Below are 22298 nucleotides of genomic sequence, written 5' to 3' on the forward strand. Positions count from 1 at the left end.
GGCTTCAGGTCATGGCCGTCGCTCTCCGCAACTGGATCGTGCTCATCACGTTGGCGGCGATCCCGGTTTCGAGCCTCGCAGCCAAGTCGCACTCCGCCGATCGATCGCATCGGCGGTATCCCTATCACGGCATCGATGTCTCACATCACCAGGGCCACATCGCCTGGGCAAAGCTGCCGCGCCAAGGCGTGGACTTCGCCTATATCAAGGCGACCGAGGGCGGCGACCACGTCGACCGGCGGTTCTCGACCAACTGGCATGCTGCGCGGGCAGCTGGCATCCGCCGCGGCGCCTACCACTTCTTCACGCTCTGCCGGAGCGGACGGGCCCAGGCCGCCCACTTCGTGCGCCACGTACCCGTCGACGTAAATGCCTTGCCGCCGGCCGTGGACCTCGAATTTCCCGGCAACTGCGACCGCCGGCCCTCACGGGCCAAATTCCACAAGGAGTTGGGCGATTTCCTGCGCATCGTCGAGGCGCGCTACGGCAAGCCTGCCGTTCTTTATGTCACCCGGGTATTCGACAGCCGCTATCGCGTCAGCGCGACCCTTGACCGACCACTCTGGCTTCGCAGCCTCCATGCCGAACCCAGCTTCGGCGCACGCCCATGGGCCATCTGGCAGGTGTCGAATGTCCGCACGCTGGATGGAGTGAACGGTCACGTGGACTGGAACGTGGCAGCCCGCTAGCTCTCTCGCGCATGGCTATTCTTTCCGACCGCTGGATTCGTGAGCAAGCGCAGACAAACGGCATGATCGAGCCGTTCGTGGAGGCCCAGCGCCGTGAGGGCTGCATCAGCTACGGGCTTAGCTCCTACGGCTACGACGCGCGCGTCGCGGACGAGTTCAAGATCTTCACCAACGTTGACAATGCAGTCGTCGACCCGAAGGATTTTGCGTCCAACAGCTTCGTCGATCGCAAGACCGACTGCTGCATCATCCCGCCGAACAGCTTCGCGCTGGCGCGCACGGTCGAATATTTCCGCGTCCCACGGGACGTGCTGGTCATCTGCCTGGGCAAATCCACCTACGCGCGCTGCGGGATCATCGTGAACGTCACTCCGCTGGAGCCCGGCTGGGAGGGTCATGTGACGCTGGAATTCTCGAACACGACTCCGTTGCCGGCGAAGGTCTACGCCAACGAAGGCGCGTGCCAGTTCCTGTTCCTGCAGGGCAACGAGCCGTGCGAGGTGAGCTACGCCGACCGCGCCGGCAAATATATGGGCCAGCGCGGGGTCACGCTGCCGAAGCTGTAAGATGAACCTTGAACAAGTGCGAACGCTGGACGCGGCAGACCGACTGCGGCCAGTGCGGGATCGGTTCGTCCTGCGGGATGGTGTGATCTACCTCGACGGAAATTCGCTCGGCGCCTTGCCGAAAGCGACGGCGCCGCACCTTGCGGAAGTAGTCGAGCGCCAGTGGGGCGAGGACCTGATCACCAGCTGGAACAAGCATGGCTGGATCGACTGGCCGCAGCGGATCGCGGCGAAGCTCGCGCCCATCGTCGGAGCCAAGCCGAACGAGTTGCTGATCGCGGACTCGACGACGGTTTGCCTGTTCAAGCTATTGGCCGCCGCAGTGGCTGCCCAGCCGGGCCGCTCGTCGATTCTGACGGAGGAGGCCAATTTCCCGACGGACCTTTACGCAGCGCAGGGATTGGCGACCCTTCGTCCTGACGTGAGGCCCCGGACAGTTCCTCGCGAAGACATCCCCTCAGCCATCGACCAGGACACGGCGGTCCTGTTCCTGACTCACGTCGACTATCGCAGCGGCCTTCGTCACGACATGGCCGCCCTCAACGAGACGGCCCATGCCATGGGCGCGCTCACTCTGTGGGACCTGTCGCACAGCGCCGGCGCGGTCGAGCTCGAACTCAACCGCAGCGGCTGCGACCTCGCCGTCGGCTGCGGCTACAAATATCTGAACGGCGGCCCGGGAGCGCCGGCCTTCCTCTACGTCTCCGAGCGGCTGCAGGGCCGGCTGCAGTCCCCGCTGAGCGGCTGGATGGGACACGCCGCACCGTTCGCGTTTGCCGGCAAGTACGAGCCCGCGCCCGACATTCGCCGCTTCCTCACGGGGACGCCTTCGATCCTGGCGCTGGCAGCGCTCGATGCGGGCCTCGACACGTTCGGGGGGGTCGCAGTCGCGGATCTCGAAGCAAAGTCCCAAGAGCTGACCCGCTTCTTCATAGAAGCCGTCGAGGACCGGTGCGGCTCGGAAACGCAGCTCGCCAGCCCTCGTGACCCGAAGGCGCGCGGCAGTCACGTCTGCTTCGCCCATCCGCAAGGGTATGCCGTGATGCAGGCGCTGATCGCCCGCGGCATCGTCGGCGACTTCCGGCCGCCCGATCTCATTCGGTTCGGCTTCGCGCCGCTGTACAACGGCTATGAGGACGCCTGGCACGCGGCCGACGCGCTTGCCGCCATCCTGTCGACCCGCGAGTGGGACCGGCCCCGCTTCCTCGAGTGGCAGAAGGTAACCTAGGCCGGCTCTTTCACCTTCTGCTGCGCAGCGTGGGCCGAGTCCTCCGCAAGGAGCTGCCGCGAGCGATGGATCATATCGACCCAGTTGGCGAAAGCGTGCGCGAGGACGGACACGAGATCCTTCAGCGGTCCGTCCTTCAGGCAGCCATCCTGATCGAAGCTGTCGTCCGTCACATGGCCCAGATAGGCTTCGGGCTGCTGCATGATCGGCATGTTGAGGAAGACCGCCGCCTGACGGATCTGGTGATTGGCGCCGAAGCCGCCGATGGAGCCGGGGGAAGCCGTGACGATCGCGCCCGGCTTCTTGTCGAACACGCTCTGTCCGTAAGGGCGTGAGCCGACGTCGATGGCGTTCTTCAGGACGCCCGGAATGCCGCGATTATATTCGGGAGAGACGAAGAGCACGCCGTCTGCCGCAGCGATCTGCTCGCGGAAGCGCACCCACTGCTCCGGCGGGCTGCCGTCCAGGTCCTGGTTGTAGAGCGGCAGGTCGCCGATCTCGATCATCGAACAGTCGAGATTGTCGTTGCGGATCGCGCAGATGGACCGCGCGACCTTCCGGTTCAGGCTATCCTTGCGCAGGCTGCCGACGATGATCGCGATCTTGTAGGCCATGTGCGAGCTCCCTTTCCGCTGCAAGCCCAATACTCCTCCGGAGCAAAGGTTGCGATTGCCGTTGTTACGGAGCGCGCCGGGTACGCTCCACCAGATATCCGTGCAGCGACGCGATCTCGTGGTCCGTGAAGTGGGTGAAAGCCTTGCGCGAGACGCCGGTCATCATCTTCAGCTCCTTGCCCGACGGCGGCAAGCCGGTGCGCATCAGCTTTGTAAAGGCCGCAAGGTCGTAGCTGCCGGTGATCGTCAAGTCCGGAGCCATCGTGCCGGGCTCGGCCTCCTTCCCCGAAAGCGTCGAGCCATGGCAGCCGCTGCAGACGGTCACCGCAATGTGCCGGCCGGCGGCGAACTGTGGTCCGAGGTCCGCCGCGCGCGCATTCGCATAATCCTGGACCACGACCGGAGCCGTCTTGAATTTGCCTGCGACGAGCCCGATCCGGCCGAGCGGACCGACACGCCGCGCTGGCGTTTCCCGACCGCCCGCTGGGGCCGCGCGGATCGCCTTGATCAGCGAACTGACCTCCGCGTCCGTGAGGTCCTGATAACTTTCGGACGGCATGACGAGCAGCGGCTCGCCTCGATAGCCGACGCCCTGGCGGATGGCCTGGGCGAGCTGCTGGTCCGTAGCCTGCTTCGCGACGAGCGTCAGGTTGGGCGCGTAGAGGGTTGCGATCTTCGCATCGTCGAGAAACTTGGCGCCATGCAGGTCGGACCCATGGCACTCTGCACAGGCGCGCGTCAGGAGGAGGTGATTGCCCTCCTCGACGCTCGCCCGCTGCATCGGGATGAGCTTTTCAGCGTGCGGCTCGACCCTGGCGTTCAGCGCATTGTTCGACGCGAACCAGACGTAACCAGGCGCCGCGACGATCAGCAGCAGCACGAGACCCAGGACGTACCCCGTCCAACGCAATACCTTCGCCATTTCCAATTGCCCCCAATTGTGAGGGCGCCATAGCGAAGTTCAGCGGCGACGGGAATCGTGCCGGATATTGGCGGGACGGCCGCGCCTTCCGGTGCTGCGAACACGGTCGCGGCGCTGAGGTGCCGAACGCGGTCCGCCGTAGCTGCCTTCGGGCAATTCGAAGCGCAGCGAGCCGCTGACGGGATTAGCCTCCGCGAGCCTCAGGGTAAGCCGCTGGCCGACGCGATAGGTCTCCCCGCTCTCCTCGCCGACGAGCTGGCGCGCCGCCTCATCGTAGCGGAAATATTCCTGACCAAGCGTCGAAGCGAGGACGAGTCCGTCGCCGCCGAGGTCCTCCACGGTCGCGAAGAAGCCGAACGGCTGCACGCCGGTGATGCGGCACTCGACGAGTTGGCCGACCTGGTCGGCGAGGAAGGCAGCGACATACCTGTCGATCGTCTCCCGCTCCGCCTCCATCGCGCGGCGTTCGAGCATGGAGATCTTCTCGCCGATCTCTTCGAACCGCTCTTCTTCGCCCGGAGGCAGGCCGCCGTCCCCGAGCTTGTAAGCGGTGACGAGCGCGCGATGGACCAACAGGTCGGCGTAGCGGCGGATGGGCGAAGTGAAGTGCGCATAGGTCGCAAGCGCGAGGCCGAAGTGCCCCAGCCGCTCCGGTCCGTAGCGCGCCTGCATCTGCGTGCGGAGCAACTGCTCCATGATCTCGGCGCGGCCGTTCGAGTCACCGATCCGCTCAATGATGCGGTTGAAGGTGCTCGGCTTGACCACCTGCCCCAGCGCAAATTCGAGGTCGAAGGTCGCGAGATAGTCTTTCAGCGCGACCAGCTTCTCGCGGCTGGGGCCCTCGTGGACGCGATACATGACCGGCGCCTTCTTCGCCTCCAGCGCGCGGGCGGCGGCAACGTTGGCGGCAATCATGAAGTCCTCGACGAGGCGGTGCGCATCGAGCCGATCGCGCGGAGCGATCGAAGTGATGCGGCCCTTTTCGTCGAGCATCACTCGGCGCTCGGGAATGTCGAGCTCGAGCGGCTCACGCTTGTTGCGGGCGGCGAGCATGGCGCGCCAGGCTCCCCACAACGGTTGCAGGGCGGTTCGGACCAACTCCTGGGGAACGGCGCCCTCGACCTCCGGCATGGAGCACGTAGGCGAGCTGACCTCGACCTTCTCTTCGCCCGCTGCATCGATTGCGGCCTGTGCATCCTCGTACGCAATGTTTGCAGCGACGCAAATCTTGGCGCGCGTAAATCGCCAGCTCTTGAGCGATCCGTCCTTGGCGATCTTCAGGTGACAGGCCATTGCGGCCCGAACCTGCCCTTCCTTCAGCGAGCAGATGTCGGCGGACAGTTCCTCCGACAGCATCGGGACGACGCGGTCGGGGAAGTAGACGCTGTTGCCGCGCGCCCTCGCCTCGCGGTCGAGCTCGGAGCCGGGGCGGACGTAGTAGCTGACGTCGGCAATCGCGACGATCGCCTTCCAGCCACCCTTGTTGTCCTCGTCATCGTCCGGGGCCGCCCAGATGGCGTCGTCATGGTCGCGCGCGTCGGCGGGGTCGATTGCGACGATCGGCAGATGCGTCAGGTCTTCGCGCTCGCCGAGCGGCAGCTTCGCGACCCGATGCGCTCCGTCGATCGCTTCCTGCCGGAATTCGTGGCGGAGGCCATGCTTGTGAATGGCGATCAGGCTGAAGCTGCGCGGCGCGAACGGATCTCCAAGCACCGCGTCGACGCGCGCCTGTACTCGCGGCGGGCGTCCCGAGACTTCGCACAGCACGAGGTCGCCGGGCTCGGCGTCTTTCAGGTCGCTGATCGCAAGCTCGCGCCGCTCCTTCTTCTCCACCGGGGTCAGCCAGAAACGTTCGCCCTCCTTCTTCACGACGCCCAGCACCAGCTCGGCCGAGCGCATGAGCTTTTTCATCGGGTGGGCGACGTAGCCCTGCCCGCGCTCCTCGGTCCGGGCGAGGATGCGATCTCCGATGCCGAGCGCCCCGCGCCGGCCGCGCTCGATCACGCGAAGGCGTGGAGGCGGCCCGTCGGCGTGCCACTGCTCCGGCACCGCGAAGATGTTGCCGCTGTCGTCGGCCTCGACGATCCGCAGCACGGTGACCTTCGGAACTCCCCCCGCCTTGTGGAAAGCGCGGCCGGGGGCGCTGTCGATCAGCCCCTCGTCGGCCATGTCCTTCAGCAGCGACTTGAGCAGGATCTTGTCCTGGCCCGACAGGCCGAAGGCGCGCGCGATCTCGCGCTTGCCCGCCGGCTGGTCGGACGTCGCGATGAAGTCGAGAATCTGCTTGCGGTTGGGGAGCCCGGCCGAACGTTTGCGAACCATGTCGAGGCCCTAAACGCGCCTAGCGCAGCTGGCTATCCTTGCTGCCCCGACGATTGATCGTGGAGTGCACCACGGCCTTGTCGCGTTCCGACTGGCAGGCGATGCAGGTGCGTACGCCCGGAAGCGCCTCGCGCCGCTTCTTCGGGATGATCTCGCCGCAATCGTCGCATTCCTCCGCGCTCTCGCCCTGCGGCGTGAGTGCGCGGGCGCGAAGGATCGCATCCTTCACCGTGTCGTCGATCTGGTCCTGAACCGCGCCATCGCGCGTCCATCCACCGGCCATGAGCGTTCCTTTCTCCCTGTTATATAGGGAGAAAGCCGGTCTATTTCACGGGTTCCGGAGGAGGAGCGAGGTATGGCTTGAAGGCGCCGCCGGGCACGGCGGAGGCGACGGGGCTTTCGAAGCCATCCTTGCTCACGGACGACACGCCGAAGACCCAGTCGTCCACGCGAACGCCTTTCAGAGTACTGCTCCAAGAACTTCGGTGCCCCGTTTCGTCCGGCTCCTCGCCGATGTGCAAAGCAGGCTTCCACGAGATGCCGCCCGGAACAGGCTGCCAGCGAGATTCATCCGTGCGGCGCATGTAGACGACGAAGCGGTCTGCACCTTCGATCGGATACCACCATAGGGTGGTGTCGGTACTTACTGCACCCTCCGCCCGAGCTTCGGGCGGCGGCGGAGCGCTGGCGATTGCGGCTAGCGCCGCGACATTCAGCTTCGTGACCTTCTCCAGATAGGGGAAGTCCATGTTCTCGATCGTATCGCCGTACTTGATGCCCTTCTCGGTGCGCAGGTCCTGGTGCTGCCAGTTGTAATTCTCGACCGCGACAGAGAAGCGCACGGCCGGATAGCCCGCATTCAGGAACTCGGTGTGGTCGCCGCCGCGGCCGAAGCGGTCGTTGCGCCAGACCTGCATGACGTCGAGACCGATGTTCAGCCGATCCGCCAGCGTATCGAGGAAGCGCGAGATGTTGCGCGACGGCGCGTCATTCTCGCCGCCGAGGCTGCGGAGGTCCTTCGCCAGCTGCTCATGCCCCTGCCACCGCGGGCCCTCGGAAAAGACGCGCACGAGCCTGTCGTTGCAGACCCCGTCGGATCCGCAGCTGTTGCCGATGATGTCGTTGTTGAGGTTCGCAACGACGTTCCACCCCTGCTTCTTCGCGTAATCGGCGAGCACCTTGCCGCCGTAGAGGCCCTGCTCCTCACCCGAGAGCGCGGCGTAGACGATCGTGCCAGGGAACTTGTGTTTCGACAGCACTCTCGCGGCCTCGATTACGGCAGCGGTGCCGGAGCCGTCGTCGTTTGCGCCCGGCGCATCCGACGTGAAGTTCATCACGTCGGTAACCCTGCTGTCGATGTGACCGGTGATGATGACCACGTCGTTCGACCGGTCGGTTCCGCGCTGGATGGCAATCTGGTCGCAAATCCGCGTCGGTGTCGGAACGCGCTTACCGGTGAAATTGTCGCACGGGCGCTGCGTTGCGAGGCCGAAGCTCTTGAACCGCCCCTGCGTCCAATCGAGCGCCGCGCCGATGCCGCGCTTCGGATCGGTCTGAGAGGATAGCGTGTGGCGGGTGCCGAAGCTCACCAGCTTCTCGACCGTCCGTTTCATCTCGGCACCGCTGACCGGCGCGATGATCTCCTTCAGCCTTGCATCGGGTGAAGGCGGCGCCGCAGCAATCAACAACAGGCAGGGAAGCAGTCCAACTTTACGCACGCAACGTCTCCTTCTCCGGCAAGCGCAACTGGCATTTGCGGGACCGCGGGTCTAGGGGAGCGGCAACCTCAGAACAGCTGATTCAAGGACATTTTCATGTTGCGCGAGATCGACCATTTCATCGGCGGCGAGAGCTACTCCTCGGGTGAACGCAGCGGCGACGTTTTCGACCCCAACCAGGGCCAGGTGCAGGCGAAAGTCCGGCTCGGCACCGCCGCCGATCTCGAGCGCGCGGTCGATGCAGCCAAGGCCGCCCAGCCCGCCTGGGCCGCGACGAACCCGCAGCGCCGAGCCCGCGTCATGTTCAAGTTCAAGGAGCTGGTCGAAGCGCACATGGACGAGCTCGCCCACGCACTCTCGTCCGAGCACGGCAAGGTCATTGCCGACGCCAAGGGCGACGTTCAGCGCGGCCTCGAGGTCATCGAATTCGCGACCGGCATCCCGCAGGCGCTGAAGGGCGAATATTCGATGGGGGCCGGCCCCGGCATCGACGTCTATTCGATGCGCCAGCCGCTCGGCATCGGCGCTGGCATCACGCCGTTCAACTTCCCGGCGATGATCCCGATGTGGATGTTCGGAATGGCCATCGCCTGCGGCAACGCCTTCATCCTGAAGCCGTCCGAGCGCGACCCGACCGTGCCGATACGCCTCGCGGAGCTGATGAAGGAAGCAGGCCTGCCCGACGGCATCCTCAACGTCCTCCACGGCGACAAGGAGATGGTCGACGCTATCCTCGACCATCCGGACATCAAGGCGGTCAGCTTCGTCGGATCGTCCGACATCGCGCAGTACATCTACTCGCGCGGGACCGCGAACGGGAAGCGCGTGCAGGCCTTCGGCGGCGCGAAGAACCACGGCATCGTCATGCCCGACGCCGACCTCGACCAGGTCGTCACCGACCTTACCGGTGCGGCCTTCGGCTCGGCGGGCGAGCGCTGCATGGCGCTTCCGGTCGTCGTTCCCGTCGGCGAGGAAACCGCCAACGCGCTGCGCGAAAAGCTGATCCCCGCGATCGAGAAGCTGCGCGTCGGCGTCTCCACCGACCCTGAGGCGCACTACGGCCCGGTCGTCACCAAGGCGCACAAGGAAAAGGTCGAGCGCTACATCCAGATGGCGATCGACGAAGGCTCGGAGCTGGTCGTCGACGGCCGCGGCTTCACGCTGCAGGGGCATGAGGAAGGCTTCTTCATCGGCCCGACCTTCTTCGATCACGTGAAGCCGACGATGCAGACCTACAAGGAAGAGATCTTCGGTCCGGTCCTGCAAATGGTCCGCGCCAAGGACTTCGAAGAGGCGGTCCGCCTTCCGTCCGAGCATGAGTATGGCAACGGCGTCGCCATCTTCACCCGCAACGGCCACGCCGCCCGCGAATTCACCGCGCGCGTGAACGTCGGCATGGTCGGCGTGAACGTGCCGATCCCGGTGCCGGTCAGCTATCACAGCTTCGGCGGGTGGAAGCGCTCGGGCTTTGGCGACATCAACCAGTACGGCATGGAAGGCGTGAAGTTCTGGACGAAGAACAAGGTCGTCACCCAGCGCTGGCCGGACGGCGAAGCGCACGGCGAGAGTGCCTTCGTCATCCCGACGTTCGCCTGACAAAAGGGGCTCCTCACGGAGTCCCGCTTCGGTCAGATGATCGTATAGGGAAACGGCTGCCGTAGTACGGCGTTGAAGGGGGGTATGATGCGCTTCTACGTCCCGATTGCCATCCTTGCCTCCGTCACAGGGCTGGTCGCCTGTAGCGGCGGACGCGATCCCGTCGCCGACGAGGCCAACAATGCGGCCGCTGTTCCGACCGACGTGGACGTCCTCCCACCGGACGAGAGCGTCGCAACGCCGACCAACGACCTCGAAAATGGGGACGACGAGGATGTGAACGTCGGAGCCGCGGACGGCGATACGAAGACGATCCCCGCCGCCTTCCACGGGCGCTGGGCTCTCACTCCGGCGGATTGTTCCGGTGCCCGCAGCGACACCAAGGGCCTGCTGATCATTTCGGCCGATTCGTTGCGTTTCTACGAGGCGCAGGCGAAGCCCAAGGGCGACCTGAAGCTGACGCCGAAGTCCGTAAGCGGCGATTTCGCCTTCACGGGCGAGGGCATGAGCTGGAAGAAGTATGAGGCGCTTGAGCTTCAGAAGAATAAGCTCGTGCGGACCGAAAGCGGCCCGATGGCCAGCTACACCTACGCGCGCTGCACTAGCTAGCGGACCAGCTTACCCGGATTCATGATGCCAAGCGGGTCGAGCGCGTGCTTGATCGCGCGCAATGCATGGAGCTTGGCCGGAGGGCCCAGCCGCTCCAGCTCGTCGATCTTCATCTGCCCGATGCCATGCTCGGCCGAGATCGATCCGCCCGCAGCGACCACGAGGTCGTCGACGACGTGTGTGATCCGCCCGCCTTCGCTCGCGTACCAGTCGGGTGCGGCGTGAGTTCCGGCGCGGACGTGGAAGTGCACGTTTCCGTCGCCGAGATGGCCGAACGCGCTGGCGATTACTCCGGGGAAAGCGCGCTCCACTTCAGCTGAGGCGTCGACGATGAAGCGAGGCATGGCGGCAACCGGGACGGAGATGTCGTGGGCCAGCGTTGGACCTTCGGCGCGCTCCGCCTCCGAGATGGAATCGCGGATGCGCCAGAAGGCGTCGGCCTGGCCTTCGTTCGACGCCAGCACGGCGTCGCCGATTATGCCGTGCTCCAGCGCTTCGCCGAGCATTCGTTCTATGTCGGCGGCAATATCCGTTGCGGGATCGGAGGTCGTCGCCTCGATCAGCAAGTGCCAGGCCTGGTTGCTCTCCAGCGGGGCCCGGGTGCCGGGAATATGCTTCAGGACCAGCTGCAGGCAGTCGTCCGGGACGAGCTCGAAACCCTCGATGCTGCTCGTACGGCCTTCCAGGAACCGCAACAGGTCGAGCGCCTTCATCGGACTCTCCGTCCCGACCCAAGCAACCGCGCGCGAGGCGACGGCCGGAACCAGCCGCAAGGCGACGGCCGTGATAACGCCGAGCGTGCCTTCCGCGCCGATCAGCAACTGGTCGAGGCTGTAGCCGCGATTGTCCTTCTTCAGGCCCGACAGGCCGTCGTGGACCGACCCATCCGGCAGAACCGCTTCAACGCCTGCCACCAGCGATCGCATGGTCCCGAACTTCAACACCTGCGTCCCGCCGGCGTTGGTCGAGGTCAGGCCTCCGATAGTGCAGCTCCCCCGCGAGCCAAGTGTCAGCGGAAAGCGCATCCCAACACCGTTAGCGCGATGGTGCAGTTCTTCGAGGATCACGCCCGCTTCCGCGACCGCCAGCCGGTTCTCCGCGCTGATGGAGCGGATGCGATTCATCCGGCGCATGGAAAGAATTACGGCCGAGCCATCGGCGGGCGGGGTCGCCCCCCCGACCATGCCCGTATTGCCGCCCTGGGGAACCAGCGCGACGCGGGACTCGCCCGCCAGTCGCACGATCTCCGCGGCTTCTTCGGTCGACGACGGACTCAAGATTCCCGCGGCATTCCCGTGAAAGCGCCCGCGCCAGTCGTTCAGCCAGGGCTCGACGTCCGAAGGATCGGTGATCGCCGCCTTCGGGCCGAAGCGGGACCGCACGTCCTCGATCAATCGCTGCGCGTCACTCATCAGAGATGTGTTGGCATCTGCGCGGCACGCGGGCAAATCGCAATGGTGACCGACCGGCCCAAGATCACCCTTGTCGTTGCGCGCGCCACCAATGGCGTGATCGGGCGCGACGGCACGCTGCCCTGGCGAATCTCGGCGGACCTGAAGCGGTTCAAGCGCCTGACGATGGGCACGGTTATGGTGATGGGCCGCAAGACGTTCGACAGCCTGCCCGGCCTCCTGCCCGGACGACGGCACGTCGTGCTGACGCGAGACCGGAGCTGGTCCGCCCCGGGCGCGGAGATCGTTCATTCGGTGGAGGAAGCGATTGCCCTGGCCGGCAGCGAACCGATCTCCGTCATCGGCGGGGCGGAGATCTTCGACTTGTTCCTGCCCCATGCGGACCGGCTTGAGCTGACCGACGTGCTGGCCCCCATCGCCGGGGACACGGTCATGGCGGATCCACGCTCAGACGAAAGCTGGCGCGAGATTGGACGCGAAGATCATTCCGCCGAGGGTGAGACCCCGGCTTTCAGCTTCGTAACGCTGGAGCGATCGGCCTGATTAGCCGCCGCTGCGGCCGCGGATCGACTGCTGATCGACGCCCATCCGCCGCTTCTCATCGAGGAAGTCCTGGGAGGCTTCCTCCGCTGCCTGCCACTCCGCCTTGGTGTGGCAGATCTTGCGAGGGATGACGGATCCAACGAACTGCTCCCGCTTGCAGACGACCTTGTCGCCGTCGTCGACCTTCTTCTTGGCGGGCGCCGGAGCAGCCGGAGCAGCGGTGTCCTGCGCGATGGCGGCGGTTGAGAACAATGCAACAGCCGAGAGGGCAAACAGGATGCGCATGGGAAGCACTCCGGTTGGATTGGAAGCCGGCAAATTGCTCGCCAACCCTGTTGCTGTCAATAACAAGTAAACCGGATCAAGGCTTTAGCTCCTGCGCCTGCGGCCTCGAGCGCGCGTAAGTGCGGTAGCGGCGCATCTGATCGGCGAGGACGCCGTCGACCACCGCCGCGAGCTTGTCGGCGCCGCCTTCGGCAAAGCCCGCTGCCCGATAATCGAGCGTCACCTTCGAACCGCCCGCGATCCGTTCGACCGTGACGTCCATCACGCCGGTCGTGGCCTGATACAGCAACGGTCCCAGCGGCCCGGTCATGAGGAGGCGCTTGCCAGGATCGAGGAAGGTCACGCGCATGTGCTCGATACCGCCGCCCGATGGGAAGCGCTCGCAAAAGCATCCGCCAGGACTGAGCGCCAGGCTCAGGTTCGCGGAATCCCCGCTGTAGGTATGGTCCTTGTTCCACCAGTCGCCGATGCGGGTGAAGGCGTCGAAAGCCACCGCGGGCGGGACGACGAGCTGTACGGTTTCTCTAACGTGCAGGCCGTTCGGATTGGCGCTGACGACATCGGCATTGGCCGCGGTCGAAACGGCGAACAGGCCCGCTGCAAGGATCCACTTCATGGGCACCCCCCTTGCAGGCGAGGATGCCCGCAACAGTGTTAGCTGTCGAGGATGGCGTCGATCTCCGCGGCGACGTCCTCGACGCTGCCCATTCCATCGACCCGGCGGACCAGCTCGCGCTCCTCGTAGTAGGGGAGGATCGGCGCCGTCTTGGCGCGATACTCGGCGAGGCGAGTGCGCACCGTTTCCTCATTGTCGTCGGGACGGCGCTTGAACTCGTGGCTGCCGCAGACGTCGCAGGTGTTCTCGACCTTCGGCAACTTGAACTTGTCGTGATAGCCCGCGCCGCAGACGGCACAGGTGAAACGTCCAGTAATCCGCTCGACAAGCGCATCCTCGTCGACGCAAAGCTCGATGACGCAATCGAGGGTGCGCCCGCGCTCTGCCAGGAGCAGGTCGAGCGCTTCAGCCTGCGCGCGCGTACGGGGATAGCCGTCGAAGATCGCGCCGGCTTCGCCCATGTCGTCGAGCCGCTCGCCGATCAGGGCGCTGACGATAGCGTCGCTGACGAGCTCACCGGCTTCCATCACCGCTTTGGCCTTCAGGCCAACCGGCGAGCCGGTCGCAACCGCTGCCCTCAGCATGTCGCCGGTCGATAGCTGGATCATGCCGCGCTCGGCCTGAAGCCTTTGCGCCTGGGTGCCCTTGCCCGCCCCCGGCGGACCGAGAAGGATGATGTCCATCGTGTCGGCGCTCTCCCCTGTTCGCCGGTGGTGGTCAGCGGCGACGGCTGGTCTTCAGCTTCGCCTTCTTGATCAGATCGCCATATTGATGCGCGATCAAGTGGCTCTGGATCTGCGCGACCGTGTCCATCGTCACGTTGACGACGATGAGGAGGCTGGTGCCGCCGAGGTAGAAGGGCAGGCCGGCCTGGCTGAACAGGATCTCCGGGATCAGGCAGATCAGCACCAGGTAAGCGGCGCCGATCACCGTGATCCGGCTGATCAGGTAGTCGAAGTAATGTTCGGTCGCCTTGCCCGGACGGATGCCGGGGATGAAGCCGCCGTGGCGCTTCAGGTTCTCCGCCGTCTCCTCGCTGTTGAACTGAACCGCAGCGTAGAAGAAGCAGAAGAAGGCGATGCCGAGGCCGTAGAGCAGCAGGTACAGCGGCGAGCCGTGCTGCAGGTAGGTGCTGATCGTGATCAGCCAATCGCTCGAATCGGAGTTGCTGTTGGCACCGGCCATTTGAATGACGGTCAACGGCATCAGCAGCAGCGACGAGGCGAAGATCGGCGGGATGACGCCGGCGATGTTGATCTTGATCGGCAGGTGGCTGCGCTCGGCCTGCATCATTCCGCGCGCCGTCTGGCGCTTCGGATACTGGATCGGGACGCGCCGCTGGGCCCGCTCGATGAAGCAGATGAAGAGCACGAGGCCGACTGCCAGGGCGATGATGCCGACGACGACGATCGGATTCATCGTGCCGGTGCGGCCGCCTTCGAACAGCTGCGCGATGTGCAGCGGAAGCGACGCGACGATGCCGGCCATGATTATTAGCGAGACGCCGTTGCCGATGCCGCGACTGGTGATCTGCTCGCCGATCCACATCAGGAACAGAGTGCCGCCGACCAGGCTAATCGTTGCTGCAACGCGGAACATCAGGCCCGGCTCGACGACCGCCCCGATGCCTTGGGTGGCGCCAAGGCTCTCAAGGCCCACGGCGATGAAATAGCCCTGCACCGAGGTCAGGAGGACCGTCAGGTAACGGGTGTACTGGTTGAGCTTCTTGCGCCCGGTCTCACCCTCTTTCTTCAGTGCGAGCCACGGCTGGTAGAGGGTGGCGCCGAGCTGAACGACGATGGACGCCGTGATGTACGGCATCACGCCAAGCGCGATGATGCTCATGCGCGACAGCGAGCCGCCGGAGAAGGTGTTGAAGAAGTCGAGTACGCCGCCCTTCTGCGTGTCGAAGAGGTGCGCCATTGCCGTGGGATCGATGCCCGGCATCGGGACGTAGGATAGCAGCCGGAACAGGATCAGCGCGCCCAGGGTGAACCAGAGCCTCTTTTGAAGCTCGGTAGCCTTGGAGAAGTTCGCAAGGCTGATGTTGGACGCCATTTGCTCGGCTAGAGATGCCATTCAATCTGTTCCCGGACTGCGCAGCGGCGGTGCTGCAGTTTCTCCCCGCCGCCGCATATAGGGCGTCCGGGTGGCCAGTCTAAGCCCCCCGGACGATTAATGCCCTTTAGGCTTCGGCCTTCGCGCGATTCTTCGCGCTGCCCTTCTTGGCAGCGGCGAGCTCGGCCGGGTTCTTGCGCTCGATGATCTCGATCGAACCGCCGGCCTTCTCGACCGCCTCGCGGGCGCCCTTCGACGCGCCGGCGATCTTCAGGGACAGCTTTGCCTTCAGCTCACCCTTGCCGAGGAGGCGGACGCCGTCCTTGCCCCCGCGAGCGAGGCCAGCGGCCTTCAGCGCGTCGTGGTCGAGCGTGCCCTTGACGTCGAGCTTGCCGGCGTCGATCGCTTTCTGGACCGCACCGATGTTCACCTCGGCATAGTCCTTGGCGAAGATGTTGTTGAAGCCGCGCTTCGGCAGCCGCATGTGCAGCGGCATCTGACCGCCTTCGAAGCCGAAGATCGACACGCCCGAGCGGCTGGTCTGACCCTTCTGGCCGCGGCCCGAGGTCTTGCCCTTGCCGGAACCGATGCCGCGGCCGACGCGGATGCGTCCCTTGCGTGCACCAGCATTGTCGCGGAGTTCGTTGAGTTTCATTTTATCTGCACTCGCTTTCGCTTTTGTCGCGCATGACCCCGCCGAAGCGGGGCCAATTCGTTGTTATTTAGGCGGCTTCGACGCTCACGAGGTGCGCTACCTTGCGGACCTGGCCGAGAACCTCAGGGGTCCCTTCCACTTCCACAGTGCGGTGCATCTTGTTCAGGCCGAGGCCGACGAGGGTCGCCCGCTGCGTCTTGTCGCGGCGGATGGGCGAACCGGTCTGGGTGATCTTGATCTTCGCCATGACGCTTACTCCGTGATCGCTTCGGCCTGAGCCTCGGCTTCCGCGGTGCTCGCGCCGCCACGGCCCAGGAGGTCCGCAACCTTCTTGCCGCGACGCTGGGCCACAGAACGCGGGCTCGTCTGGTCCTTTAGCGCCTCGAAGGTCGCGCGGATCATGTTGTACGGGTTGGACGTGCCCACCGACTTGGTGACGACGTCGGCAACGCCGAGGCTTTCGAAGATGGCGCGCATCGGACCGCCGGCGATGATGCCGGTTCCCGCCGGGGCGGTGCGGACCGTCACGCGGCCTGCACCGAAGTGGCCAAGGCCGTCATGATGCAGCGTGCGGCCGTCACGCAGCGGAACGCGGATCATCGCCTTCTTCGCAGCGGCAGTCGCCTTGCTGATCGCTTCCGGCACTTCGCGGGCCTTGCCGTGACCGAAGCCGGCGCGGCCCTTGCCGTCGCCGACGACCACGAGGGCCGCGAAACCGAAGCGCTTGCCGCCCTTCACCGTCTTGGAAACGCGATTGATGTGGACGAGCTTCTCAATGAGCTCCTCGCCACCTTCATCGTCGCCGCCACGACCGCCACGACGGTCGTCCCGACGGCCACGGCCGCCACCGCGATCGTTGCCGCCACGGCCGCCACCACGGCCGCCGCGCGGACCGCGCGGGCCCCGGCCCTGCGGACGCTCGCCCCCAGGCGCAGCCGCGACTTCCGTCACGACCTCGGCCGGGGCTTCGTTGGTCTGGTTCTCGTCAGCCATTTAGAACTCCAATCCGCCTTCGCGGGCGGCATCGGCCAGGGCCTTCACCCGGCCATGGAACAGGAAGCCGCCACGGTCGAAGACGACCGTCGAAACGCCAGCCTTCTTGGCACGCTCGGCAAGGGTCTTGCCGACGGCAGCAGCGGCATCGCGGGTCGCGCCGGTCTTGCCCTTGACGTCCTTGTCGAGGGTCGAAGCCGATGCGAGCGTCTTGCCGGCAGCGTCGTCGATGACCTGCGCGTAGATGTGACGGCCGGAGCGGTGGACCGAAAGACGCGGCTTGCCCGCAGCACGTGCACGAAGCGACGTGCGCACGCGGCGCCGGCGACGGTCGAAGAGAGAGAGTTTCGCCATGGCTTACTTCTTCTTGCCTTCTTTGCGGAAGATGTACTCGCCGCGATACTTGATACCCTTGCCCTTGTAGGGCTCCGGCTTGCGCCAGCGGCGGATTTCGGCCGCGACCTGGCCGACCTTCTGCTTGTCGATGCCGCTGATCTCCACCGTGTTCGGGTCCGGCGTCTTCACGTCGACACCCTCGGGCACGGGGAAGTTCACGTCGTGGCTGTAGCCGAGCTGCAGGCGCAGGTTCTTGCCCTGGGCCGCTGCGCGGTAGCCGACGCCGGTGATCTCGAGCACCTTCTGGAAGCCCTCCGTCACGCCCGTGACGAGGTTCTGCACGTTGGTGCGCTGCATGCCCCAGGCGGCGCGGTTGCGCTGAGCGCTGGTCAGCGGGGTCACGCGGATCTCGCCCTCGGCAACCTCGTACTTCACGAGATCGTCGAGCAGCTGCATCGCGAGCGTGCCCTTCGGACCCTTCACGGTCAGCGTTCCGCTTTCCACGGTGGCGGTGACGCCAGCGGGGATTGCGATCGGTTTCTTGCCAATGCGGGACATCTTAGAACACCTCCGCCAGCACTTCGCCGCCGACATTCTGGTCGCGCGCTTCAGCGTCCGACAGCACGCCGCGCGGGGTCGACACGATGATCGTGCCGAGGCCGTTGCGGATGCGTGGAAGCTCGCGGGCGGCCGAATAGACGCGGCGGCCGGGCTTGGACACGCGGGCCAGATGCTGGATCGCGGGCTGGCCCTCGAAATACTTCAGGTCGATGCGCAGGCCCTTCGCGGGTCCCACGGCTTCTTCCGAATAGCCGCGGATGTAACCCTCGCGCTGGAGCACATCGAGCACACGGGCACGGAGCTTCGACGCCGGAGTCACAATGGAGTCCTTGCGTGCCTGCTGGCCGTTGCGAATGCGGGTGAGCATATCACCCAAAGGATCGGTCATCGCCATGCGTTGGCCCTTACCAGCTCGACTTCGTGACGCCCGGGATCAGGCCCTTGTTGGCCAGTTCCCGAAGCATGATCCGCGACAGGCGGAACTTGCGGTAGTAGGCGCGCGAACGCCCAGTCAGCTCGCAGCGGTTGCGAATGCGCGTCGGGTTACCGTTGCGCGGAAGCTCCGCCATCTTGAGCCGTGCGATCAGCCGCTCGGTCTCGTCCTTGGATTCGTCGTCCGCGATAGCTTTCAGCTTCTCGTACTTCGACGCATACTTCTGGACGAGCTTCTTGCGACGCTCGTTCTTGTTGATCGAACTCAGTTTCGCCATGACTTAAGTTCTTCTCCTTAGGAGAAGCAGGTCCTGCCCTTAGGCAGCCTGCTTCTGCTCCTCGTCACGCGGGAACGGGAAGTTGAACAGGCGCAGCAGCTCGCGCGCCTCTTCGTCCGTCTTCGCGGTGGTGGTTACGATGATGTCCATCCCCCGGACCTTGTCGATCTGATCGTAATTGATCTCGGGGAAGATGATCTGCTCCTTGAGGCCCATCGCATAATTGCCACGGCCGTCGAACGACTTGGGGTTGAGGCCCCGGAAGTCGCGGACACGCGGAAGCGCGATGGTGACCAGGCGGTCCAGGAACTCGAACATGCGGTCGCGGCGCAGCGTAACCTTCGCGCCGATCGGCATGCCTTCACGCAGCTTGAACTGTGCAATCGACTTCTTGGCCTTGGTGATCACCGGCTTCTGGCCGGAAATCGCCTGCATCTCGGCGGCAGCCGCCTCGACCTTCTTCTTGTCCTGGGTCGCCTCGCCGACGCCCATGTTGATGACGATCTTGTCGAGCTTGGGAACCTCGAGACGGTTCTTGTAGCCAAACTTCTCGGTCATCGCCTTGACGATGCGCTCTTCGTAGTCGGCCTTCAGACGCGGCGTGTAGCTCTCCGTCTTCGGGGCCTTCTTCGCCTTCTCGGCCTTCGGAGCGGCCTCGGTCTTCTCGACCTCGGCGGACTCGACCTGCGGCTCGTTCTTTTCGTCAGCCATGGATCAGTTCTCCAGACTTGGCCGCGACGCGGACCTTCTTGCCGTCACGCTCCTCGAAGCGGACGCGGGTCGCCTTGCCGGTCTTGGGGTCGGCAACAGCGACCTTCGACACGTGCAGCGGCGCTTCCTTGCGCTCGATCCCGCCCTGCGGGTTCACTTGGGTCGGCTTGCGGTGACGCGCGGCGACATTCACGCCGGACACGACGACCTTGCTCTCCTTCGGCATCGAGCGGATGACCTCACCGGTCTTGCCCTTGTCCTTGCCGGACAGGACGACGACCGTGTCACCCTTGCGGATCTTGGCAGCAGCCATGGTTACAGGACCTCCGGCGCAAGGCTGATGATCTTCATGTGCTTCTTGGCACGAAGCTCACGGACGACCGGGCCAAAGATACGGGTGCCGATCGGCTCCTCGTTCTTGTTGACCAGGACGGCGGCGTTGCTGTCGAAGCGGATCACCGAACCGTCGGGACGGCGGATGTCCTTGGCGGTACGCACGATCACCGCACGGTGAACGTCGCCCTTCTTCACGCGGCCGCGCGGAGCCGCTTCCTTGACGGAAACGACGATGATGTCGCCGACGCCGGCAACGCGGCGCTTGGAGCCGCCCAGCACCTTGATGCACTGAACGCGCTTGGCACCGCTGTTGTCCGCAACCTCGAGGTTGGACTGCATCTGGATCATGGTTCGACCCTTACCTTCTCAATAACTGCTCAGGCGTCCGCTTCGGCGACGTCTTCGGCCTTGGCCTTCTTCGTCGTCTTCGCGGCCGGCTTCTCGGCTTTCGCCTTGGCCGGAGCCTTCTTTTCTTCGACCGGGTTCGAAGCACCCTCGACGATCTCGACGGCTTCGGCCTTGGCGGCGCCGATGCGATCGACGACGGTCCAGGTCTTCAGCTTCGAAATCGGAGCGCATTCTTCGATGCGCACCTGCTCGCCCTGACGGAAGGCGTTCGCCTCGTCATGAGCATGGTACTTCTTCGACAGCCGGATGATCTTGCCGTACAGCGGGTGCTTCACCCGCCGCTCGACGCGGACCACCACGGTCTTGTCACCTTTGTCGGACACTACGGTGCCGGTCAGGACGCGCTTGGGCATTCCTTAGTCTCCTCAGCCCTGCGCCGGTTCGGCGGCACGGGTGCGTGCGTTCTGAAGCGTCTTGATGCGCGCGATGGTGCGGCGCACCTCGCGGACCCGCGACGGCTTCTCGAGCTGATTGGTCGCCGCCTGGAAGCGCAGGTTGAACTGCTCACGCTTCAGGTCCGCCAGCTGGGTCTGCAGCTGGTCGTCGGTCGCGACCTTCAGGTCGTCCTTCTTGGCCTTGGCCATGTTACTTTTCCTCCTCGACCATGGTCTCGCCCAGGCGAGCAACGACCTTGGTCTTGATCGGCAGCTTCTCGGCCGCACGCTCGAAAGCGGTCTTGGCGAGCGAGCCCGGAACGCCGTCCAGTTCGAACAGGATGCGGCCGGGCTTCACGCGAGCGACCCAGAACTCCGGAGCGCCCTTGCCCGAGCCCATGCGGACTTCGGCCGGCTTCGACGAAACCGGAACGTCCGGGAAAATTCGGATCCAGAGACGGCCGGAACGCTTGATGTGACGCGTGATCGCGCGGCGGGCCGCCTCGATCTGACGCGCGGTGATCCGCTCCGGCTCCATCGCCTTCAGGCCGAAGGCGCCGAAGTTGAGCTCGGTGCCACCCTTGGCCTTGCCATGGATGCGGCCCTTGAAGGCCTTGCGGAACTTGGTGCGCTTTGGTTGCAGCATCTTACTTAGTCCTCACAGAGCCTTAGCGACCGCGGTCTTCGCGGGCCGGACGGACGCCGGAGGTCTGAGCCTCCATCATCAACCGGTCCTGCGCAGTCGGGTCGTGGCCGAGAATCTCGCCCTTGAAGATCCACACCTTCACGCCGCACACGCCGTAGGCGGTGTGGGCTTCGGCTTCCGCGTAATCGACGTTGCCGCGCAGCGTGTGCAGCGGAACGCGACCCTCACGGTACCATTCGGTGCGGGCGATCTCGGCACCACCAAGACGGCCCGAGCAGGTGATACGAATGCCTTCGGCGCCCAGACGGAGAGCCGACTGCACCGCGCGCTTCATGGCGCGACGGAACGCGATACGGCGCTCGAGCTGGTCGGCGACGCCCTGGGCGACGAGCTTGGCGTCGATCTCCGGCTTGCGGATCTCGACGATGTTCAGGCTGACGTCCGAGCTGGTCATCGCACCGAGCTTCTTGCGAAGCTTCTCGATGTCCGCGCCCTTCTTGCCGATGATCACGCCCGGGCGAGCAGCATAGATGCTCACGCGGCAGATCTTGGCCGGACGCTCGATCACCACCTTCGAGATCGCGGCCTGCGGCAGCGTCGCGAGAATGTGCTTCCGGATCTTCAGGTCTTCCAGCAGCAGACGGCCGTAATCCTGGCCTTCCGCGAACCAGCGGCTATCCCAAGTCCGGTTGATCTGCAGGCGGAGCCCGACGGGAGAGGATTTCTGACCCATACTTATGCTTCTTCCTGCTCGCGGACGACGACCCGGATGCGGCTGAACGGCTTGACGATCCGGCTGGAACGGCCACGCGCACGGGTCGCGAACCGCTTCATCGAGATCGACTTGCCGACGCTCGCCTCCGACACGACCAGCGCGTCGACGTCGAGGTTATGGTTGTTCTCGGCATTGGCCACCGCCGACGCGAGGACCTTGCGCACATCGTCAGCCATCGCCTTGGGCGAGAACTGCAGGATGCTGAGCGCTTCCTCGACCTTGCGGCCGCGGATGAGGCCCGCGACGAGGTTCAGCTTGCGAGCCGAACCGCGGATCATGGTGCCGACGGCCAGCGCTTCCTTGTCGCCGACCTTACGGGGAGCTGCTTGCTTGCCCATTAGCGCTTGCCCTTCTTGTCCGAGGCGTGGCCCGGGAAGAAGCGGGTCGGCGCGAACTCACCGAGCTTCATGCCGACCATGTCTTCGTTGACCGACACCGGCACGAACTTGCGGCCGTTGTAGACGTTGAAGGTGAGGCCGACGAACTGCGGCAGGATCGTGGAGCGGCGCGACCAGGTCTTGATCGGCGCGCGGCCACCCTTTTCCTGCGCAGCTTCCGCCTTCTTCAGCAGCGAAAGCTCGACGAACGGGCCTTTCCAGATGGAACGGGCCATTG

Annotated in this window: 31 protein-coding genes and 1 pseudogene; 6 read left to right on the plus strand and 26 right to left on the minus strand. The window is 65.1% G+C overall.

The window, feature by feature from the left end; genetic code table 11:
* Positions 1-11 precede the first annotated feature (11 nt).
* From LZ016_RS08495 to kynU, 3 genes are read left to right on the plus strand one after another with little or no spacing between them, the layout of a single operon-like run.
* A complete protein-coding gene (locus LZ016_RS08495) occupies positions 12-689 on the plus strand; it encodes a GH25 family lysozyme (protein WP_241446954.1) in 678 nt (225 codons plus the stop codon).
* Positions 690-700: 11 nt separating this feature from the next.
* Positions 701-1255, plus strand: a complete 555-nt coding sequence (dcd, locus tag LZ016_RS08500) for a dCTP deaminase (protein ID WP_241446955.1) — start codon at positions 701-703, stop codon at positions 1253-1255.
* 1 nt (position 1256) lies between these two features.
* Positions 1257-2483, plus strand: coding sequence for a kynureninase (gene kynU / locus LZ016_RS08505; RefSeq protein WP_241446956.1), 1227 nt, complete (start codon positions 1257-1259; stop codon positions 2481-2483).
* Here the strand turns inward: kynU and LZ016_RS08510 are convergent.
* The 5 genes from LZ016_RS08510 to LZ016_RS08530 form a co-directional block, all read right to left on the minus strand.
* On the minus strand, positions 2480-3097 hold the full coding sequence (locus LZ016_RS08510) for an NADPH-dependent FMN reductase (protein WP_277622530.1): 618 nt from the start codon (positions 3095-3097) through the stop codon (positions 2480-2482). The two genes, kynU and LZ016_RS08510, sit on opposite strands and share 4 nt — an antisense overlap.
* A 64-nt stretch (positions 3098-3161) precedes the next feature.
* On the minus strand, positions 3162-4019 hold the full coding sequence (locus LZ016_RS08515; RefSeq protein WP_241446957.1) for a c-type cytochrome: 858 nt from the start codon (positions 4017-4019) through the stop codon (positions 3162-3164).
* A 39-nt stretch (positions 4020-4058) separates the two neighbouring features.
* Positions 4059-6341 (minus strand): ribonuclease R family protein, encoded by a 2283-nt coding sequence (locus tag LZ016_RS08520; RefSeq protein WP_241446958.1) that lies wholly within the window; start codon positions 6339-6341, stop codon positions 4059-4061.
* Positions 6342-6360: 19 nt separating this feature from the next.
* Positions 6361-6624 (minus strand): DksA/TraR family C4-type zinc finger protein, encoded by a 264-nt coding sequence (locus tag LZ016_RS08525; protein WP_241446959.1) that lies wholly within the window; start codon positions 6622-6624, stop codon positions 6361-6363.
* Between the two features lie 40 nt (positions 6625-6664).
* Positions 6665-8059, minus strand: coding sequence for a M20/M25/M40 family metallo-hydrolase (locus LZ016_RS08530; RefSeq protein ID WP_241446960.1), 1395 nt, complete (start codon positions 8057-8059; stop codon positions 6665-6667).
* Between the two features lie 99 nt (positions 8060-8158).
* On the opposite strand from LZ016_RS08530, the gene LZ016_RS08535 reads away from it, so the two are divergent.
* Positions 8159-9655, plus strand: coding sequence for a CoA-acylating methylmalonate-semialdehyde dehydrogenase (locus tag LZ016_RS08535; protein WP_241447495.1), 1497 nt, complete (start codon positions 8159-8161; stop codon positions 9653-9655).
* Positions 9656-9742: 87 nt separating this feature from the next.
* Positions 9743-10264, plus strand: coding sequence for a hypothetical protein (locus LZ016_RS08540; protein ID WP_241446961.1), 522 nt, complete (start codon positions 9743-9745; stop codon positions 10262-10264).
* Here the strand turns inward: LZ016_RS08540 and LZ016_RS08545 are convergent.
* The gene (locus LZ016_RS08545; RefSeq protein ID WP_241446962.1) at positions 10261-11676 is read right to left on the minus strand and encodes an FAD-binding oxidoreductase; all 1416 of its coding nucleotides are present in this window, start codon (positions 11674-11676) and stop codon (positions 10261-10263) included. The genes LZ016_RS08540 and LZ016_RS08545 overlap by 4 nt on opposite strands.
* A 42-nt stretch (positions 11677-11718) precedes the next feature.
* Here LZ016_RS08545 and LZ016_RS08550 point away from each other — a divergent pair, with 42 nt between their 5' ends.
* Positions 11719-12219, plus strand: a complete 501-nt coding sequence (locus LZ016_RS08550) for a dihydrofolate reductase (protein WP_241446963.1) — start codon at positions 11719-11721, stop codon at positions 12217-12219.
* On the opposite strand, the gene LZ016_RS08555 is transcribed toward LZ016_RS08550, so the two are convergent.
* From LZ016_RS08555 to rpsS, 20 genes and pseudogenes are all read right to left on the minus strand, one after another.
* A complete protein-coding gene (locus LZ016_RS08555; RefSeq protein ID WP_241446964.1) occupies positions 12220-12504 on the minus strand; it encodes a hypothetical protein in 285 nt (94 codons plus the stop codon).
* 76 nt (positions 12505-12580) lie between these two features.
* Positions 12581-13120 carry an SRPBCC family protein gene (locus LZ016_RS08560; RefSeq protein WP_241446965.1) on the minus strand — a complete coding sequence of 180 codons (540 nt, stop codon included), beginning with the start codon at positions 13118-13120 and terminating at the stop codon, positions 12581-12583.
* 38 nt (positions 13121-13158) lie between these two features.
* Positions 13159-13803, minus strand: coding sequence for an adenylate kinase (locus LZ016_RS08565; RefSeq protein ID WP_241446966.1), 645 nt, complete (start codon positions 13801-13803; stop codon positions 13159-13161).
* A gap of 34 nt (positions 13804-13837) precedes the next feature.
* Positions 13838-15199 carry a preprotein translocase subunit SecY gene (gene secY, locus LZ016_RS08570; RefSeq protein ID WP_241446967.1) on the minus strand — a complete coding sequence of 454 codons (1362 nt, stop codon included), beginning with the start codon at positions 15197-15199 and terminating at the stop codon, positions 13838-13840.
* A gap of 106 nt (positions 15200-15305) precedes the next feature.
* Positions 15306-15833: a 50S ribosomal protein L15 gene (gene rplO / locus LZ016_RS08575; protein WP_241446968.1), complete on the minus strand. Its 528-nt coding sequence runs from the start codon at positions 15831-15833 to the stop codon at positions 15306-15308.
* Between the two features lie 67 nt (positions 15834-15900).
* On the minus strand, positions 15901-16080 hold the full coding sequence (gene rpmD / locus LZ016_RS08580) for a 50S ribosomal protein L30 (protein WP_241446969.1): 180 nt from the start codon (positions 16078-16080) through the stop codon (positions 15901-15903).
* A gap of 5 nt (positions 16081-16085) precedes the next feature.
* Positions 16086-16826, minus strand: a complete 741-nt coding sequence (rpsE, locus tag LZ016_RS08585; RefSeq protein WP_241446970.1) for a 30S ribosomal protein S5 — start codon at positions 16824-16826, stop codon at positions 16086-16088.
* Entirely contained in the window at positions 16827-17180 is a 354-nt protein-coding gene (gene rplR, locus LZ016_RS08590) for a 50S ribosomal protein L18 (protein ID WP_241446971.1), read from the minus strand.
* Positions 17181-17183: 3 nt separating this feature from the next.
* Positions 17184-17720, minus strand: coding sequence for a 50S ribosomal protein L6 (gene rplF / locus LZ016_RS08595; protein WP_241446972.1), 537 nt, complete (start codon positions 17718-17720; stop codon positions 17184-17186).
* 1 nt (position 17721) lies between these two features.
* Positions 17722-18117 (minus strand): 30S ribosomal protein S8, encoded by a 396-nt coding sequence (gene rpsH / locus LZ016_RS08600; RefSeq protein WP_241446973.1) that lies wholly within the window; start codon positions 18115-18117, stop codon positions 17722-17724.
* 10 nt (positions 18118-18127) lie between these two features.
* Positions 18128-18433, minus strand: coding sequence for a 30S ribosomal protein S14 (gene rpsN, locus LZ016_RS08605; RefSeq protein WP_241446974.1), 306 nt, complete (start codon positions 18431-18433; stop codon positions 18128-18130).
* Between the two features lie 39 nt (positions 18434-18472).
* The gene (gene rplE, locus LZ016_RS08610; protein ID WP_277622531.1) at positions 18473-19144 is read right to left on the minus strand and encodes a 50S ribosomal protein L5; all 672 of its coding nucleotides are present in this window, start codon (positions 19142-19144) and stop codon (positions 18473-18475) included.
* On the minus strand, positions 19137-19457 hold the full coding sequence (rplX, locus tag LZ016_RS08615) for a 50S ribosomal protein L24 (RefSeq protein WP_241446975.1): 321 nt from the start codon (positions 19455-19457) through the stop codon (positions 19137-19139). The genes rplE and rplX overlap by 8 nt, the downstream gene beginning before the upstream one ends.
* A gap of 2 nt (positions 19458-19459) precedes the next feature.
* Positions 19460-19828: a 50S ribosomal protein L14 gene (gene rplN, locus LZ016_RS08620; protein WP_166093301.1), complete on the minus strand. Its 369-nt coding sequence runs from the start codon at positions 19826-19828 to the stop codon at positions 19460-19462.
* A 167-nt stretch (positions 19829-19995) separates the two neighbouring features.
* Positions 19996-20241, minus strand: a pseudogene (gene rpsQ / locus LZ016_RS08625) (30S ribosomal protein S17); the annotation flags it as partial.
* 12 nt (positions 20242-20253) lie between these two features.
* Complete coding sequence (gene rpmC / locus LZ016_RS08630) at positions 20254-20472, minus strand: 50S ribosomal protein L29 (RefSeq protein ID WP_241446976.1); 219 nt, start codon at positions 20470-20472, stop codon at positions 20254-20256.
* Position 20473: 1 nt separating this feature from the next.
* Complete coding sequence (gene rplP, locus LZ016_RS08635; RefSeq protein ID WP_241446977.1) at positions 20474-20908, minus strand: 50S ribosomal protein L16; 435 nt, start codon at positions 20906-20908, stop codon at positions 20474-20476.
* Positions 20909-20930: 22 nt separating this feature from the next.
* A complete protein-coding gene (gene rpsC, locus LZ016_RS08640; protein ID WP_241446978.1) occupies positions 20931-21641 on the minus strand; it encodes a 30S ribosomal protein S3 in 711 nt (236 codons plus the stop codon).
* Between the two features lie 2 nt (positions 21642-21643).
* Positions 21644-22021 (minus strand): 50S ribosomal protein L22, encoded by a 378-nt coding sequence (rplV, locus tag LZ016_RS08645; RefSeq protein ID WP_241446979.1) that lies wholly within the window; start codon positions 22019-22021, stop codon positions 21644-21646.
* Positions 22021-22296 (minus strand): 30S ribosomal protein S19, encoded by a 276-nt coding sequence (gene rpsS, locus LZ016_RS08650; RefSeq protein WP_187707966.1) that lies wholly within the window; start codon positions 22294-22296, stop codon positions 22021-22023. The genes rplV and rpsS overlap by 1 nt, the downstream gene beginning before the upstream one ends.
* Positions 22297-22298 lie beyond the last annotated feature (2 nt).

This window comes from Sphingomonas telluris, assembly GCF_022568775.1.
Classification (GTDB): Bacteria; Pseudomonadota; Alphaproteobacteria; order Sphingomonadales; family Sphingomonadaceae; genus Sphingomicrobium; species Sphingomicrobium telluris.

Bases quoted from the DNA above. Each gene is read 5' to 3' on its own strand.
- rplN (WP_166093301.1), bottom strand. From the start codon at position 19,828: ATGATCCAGATGCAGTCCAACCTCGAGGTTGCGGACAACAGCGGTGCC.
- rplX (WP_241446975.1), bottom strand. From the start codon at position 19,457: ATGGCTGCTGCCAAGATCCGCAAGGGTGACACGGTCGTCGTCCTGTCC.
- rpsE (WP_241446970.1), bottom strand. From the start codon at position 16,826: ATGGCTGACGAGAACCAGACCAACGAAGCCCCGGCCGAGGTCGTGACG.
- rpsH (WP_241446973.1), bottom strand. From the start codon at position 18,117: ATGGCGATGACCGATCCTTTGGGTGATATGCTCACCCGCATTCGCAAC.
- rpmC (WP_241446976.1), bottom strand. From the start codon at position 20,472: ATGGCCAAGGCCAAGAAGGACGACCTGAAGGTCGCGACCGACGACCAG.
- LZ016_RS08545 (WP_241446962.1), bottom strand. From the start codon at position 11,676: ATGAGTGACGCGCAGCGATTGATCGAGGACGTGCGGTCCCGCTTCGGC.
- kynU (WP_241446956.1), top strand. From the start codon at position 1,257: ATGAACCTTGAACAAGTGCGAACGCTGGACGCGGCAGACCGACTGCGG.
- rplR (WP_241446971.1), bottom strand. From the start codon at position 17,180: ATGGCGAAACTCTCTCTCTTCGACCGTCGCCGGCGCCGCGTGCGCACG.
- LZ016_RS08565 (WP_241446966.1), bottom strand. From the start codon at position 13,803: ATGGACATCATCCTTCTCGGTCCGCCGGGGGCGGGCAAGGGCACCCAG.
- LZ016_RS08555 (WP_241446964.1), bottom strand. From the start codon at position 12,504: ATGCGCATCCTGTTTGCCCTCTCGGCTGTTGCATTGTTCTCAACCGCC.
- dcd (WP_241446955.1), top strand. From the start codon at position 701: ATGGCTATTCTTTCCGACCGCTGGATTCGTGAGCAAGCGCAGACAAAC.
- LZ016_RS08510 (WP_277622530.1), bottom strand. From the start codon at position 3,097: ATGGCCTACAAGATCGCGATCATCGTCGGCAGCCTGCGCAAGGATAGC.
- rpsC (WP_241446978.1), bottom strand. From the start codon at position 21,641: ATGGGTCAGAAATCCTCTCCCGTCGGGCTCCGCCTGCAGATCAACCGG.
- LZ016_RS08515 (WP_241446957.1), bottom strand. From the start codon at position 4,019: ATGGCGAAGGTATTGCGTTGGACGGGGTACGTCCTGGGTCTCGTGCTG.
- rpsN (WP_241446974.1), bottom strand. From the start codon at position 18,433: ATGGCGAAACTGAGTTCGATCAACAAGAACGAGCGTCGCAAGAAGCTC.
- rplF (WP_241446972.1), bottom strand. From the start codon at position 17,720: ATGTCCCGCATTGGCAAGAAACCGATCGCAATCCCCGCTGGCGTCACC.
- rplE (WP_277622531.1), bottom strand. From the start codon at position 19,144: ATGGCTGACGAAAAGAACGAGCCGCAGGTCGAGTCCGCCGAGGTCGAG.
- LZ016_RS08540 (WP_241446961.1), top strand. From the start codon at position 9,743: ATGCGCTTCTACGTCCCGATTGCCATCCTTGCCTCCGTCACAGGGCTG.
- LZ016_RS08520 (WP_241446958.1), bottom strand. From the start codon at position 6,341: ATGGTTCGCAAACGTTCGGCCGGGCTCCCCAACCGCAAGCAGATTCTC.
- LZ016_RS08560 (WP_241446965.1), bottom strand. From the start codon at position 13,120: ATGAAGTGGATCCTTGCAGCGGGCCTGTTCGCCGTTTCGACCGCGGCC.
- secY (WP_241446967.1), bottom strand. From the start codon at position 15,199: ATGGCATCTCTAGCCGAGCAAATGGCGTCCAACATCAGCCTTGCGAAC.
- LZ016_RS08495 (WP_241446954.1), top strand. From the start codon at position 12: ATGGCCGTCGCTCTCCGCAACTGGATCGTGCTCATCACGTTGGCGGCG.
- rplV (WP_241446979.1), bottom strand. From the start codon at position 22,021: ATGGGCAAGCAAGCAGCTCCCCGTAAGGTCGGCGACAAGGAAGCGCTG.
- rplO (WP_241446968.1), bottom strand. From the start codon at position 15,833: ATGAAACTCAACGAACTCCGCGACAATGCTGGTGCACGCAAGGGACGC.
- rpmD (WP_241446969.1), bottom strand. From the start codon at position 16,080: ATGGCGAAGATCAAGATCACCCAGACCGGTTCGCCCATCCGCCGCGAC.
- rplP (WP_241446977.1), bottom strand. From the start codon at position 20,908: ATGCTGCAACCAAAGCGCACCAAGTTCCGCAAGGCCTTCAAGGGCCGC.
- LZ016_RS08525 (WP_241446959.1), bottom strand. From the start codon at position 6,624: ATGGCCGGTGGATGGACGCGCGATGGCGCGGTTCAGGACCAGATCGAC.
- rpsS (WP_187707966.1), bottom strand. From the start codon at position 22,296: ATGGCCCGTTCCATCTGGAAAGGCCCGTTCGTCGAGCTTTCGCTGCTG.
- LZ016_RS08550 (WP_241446963.1), top strand. From the start codon at position 11,719: ATGGTGACCGACCGGCCCAAGATCACCCTTGTCGTTGCGCGCGCCACC.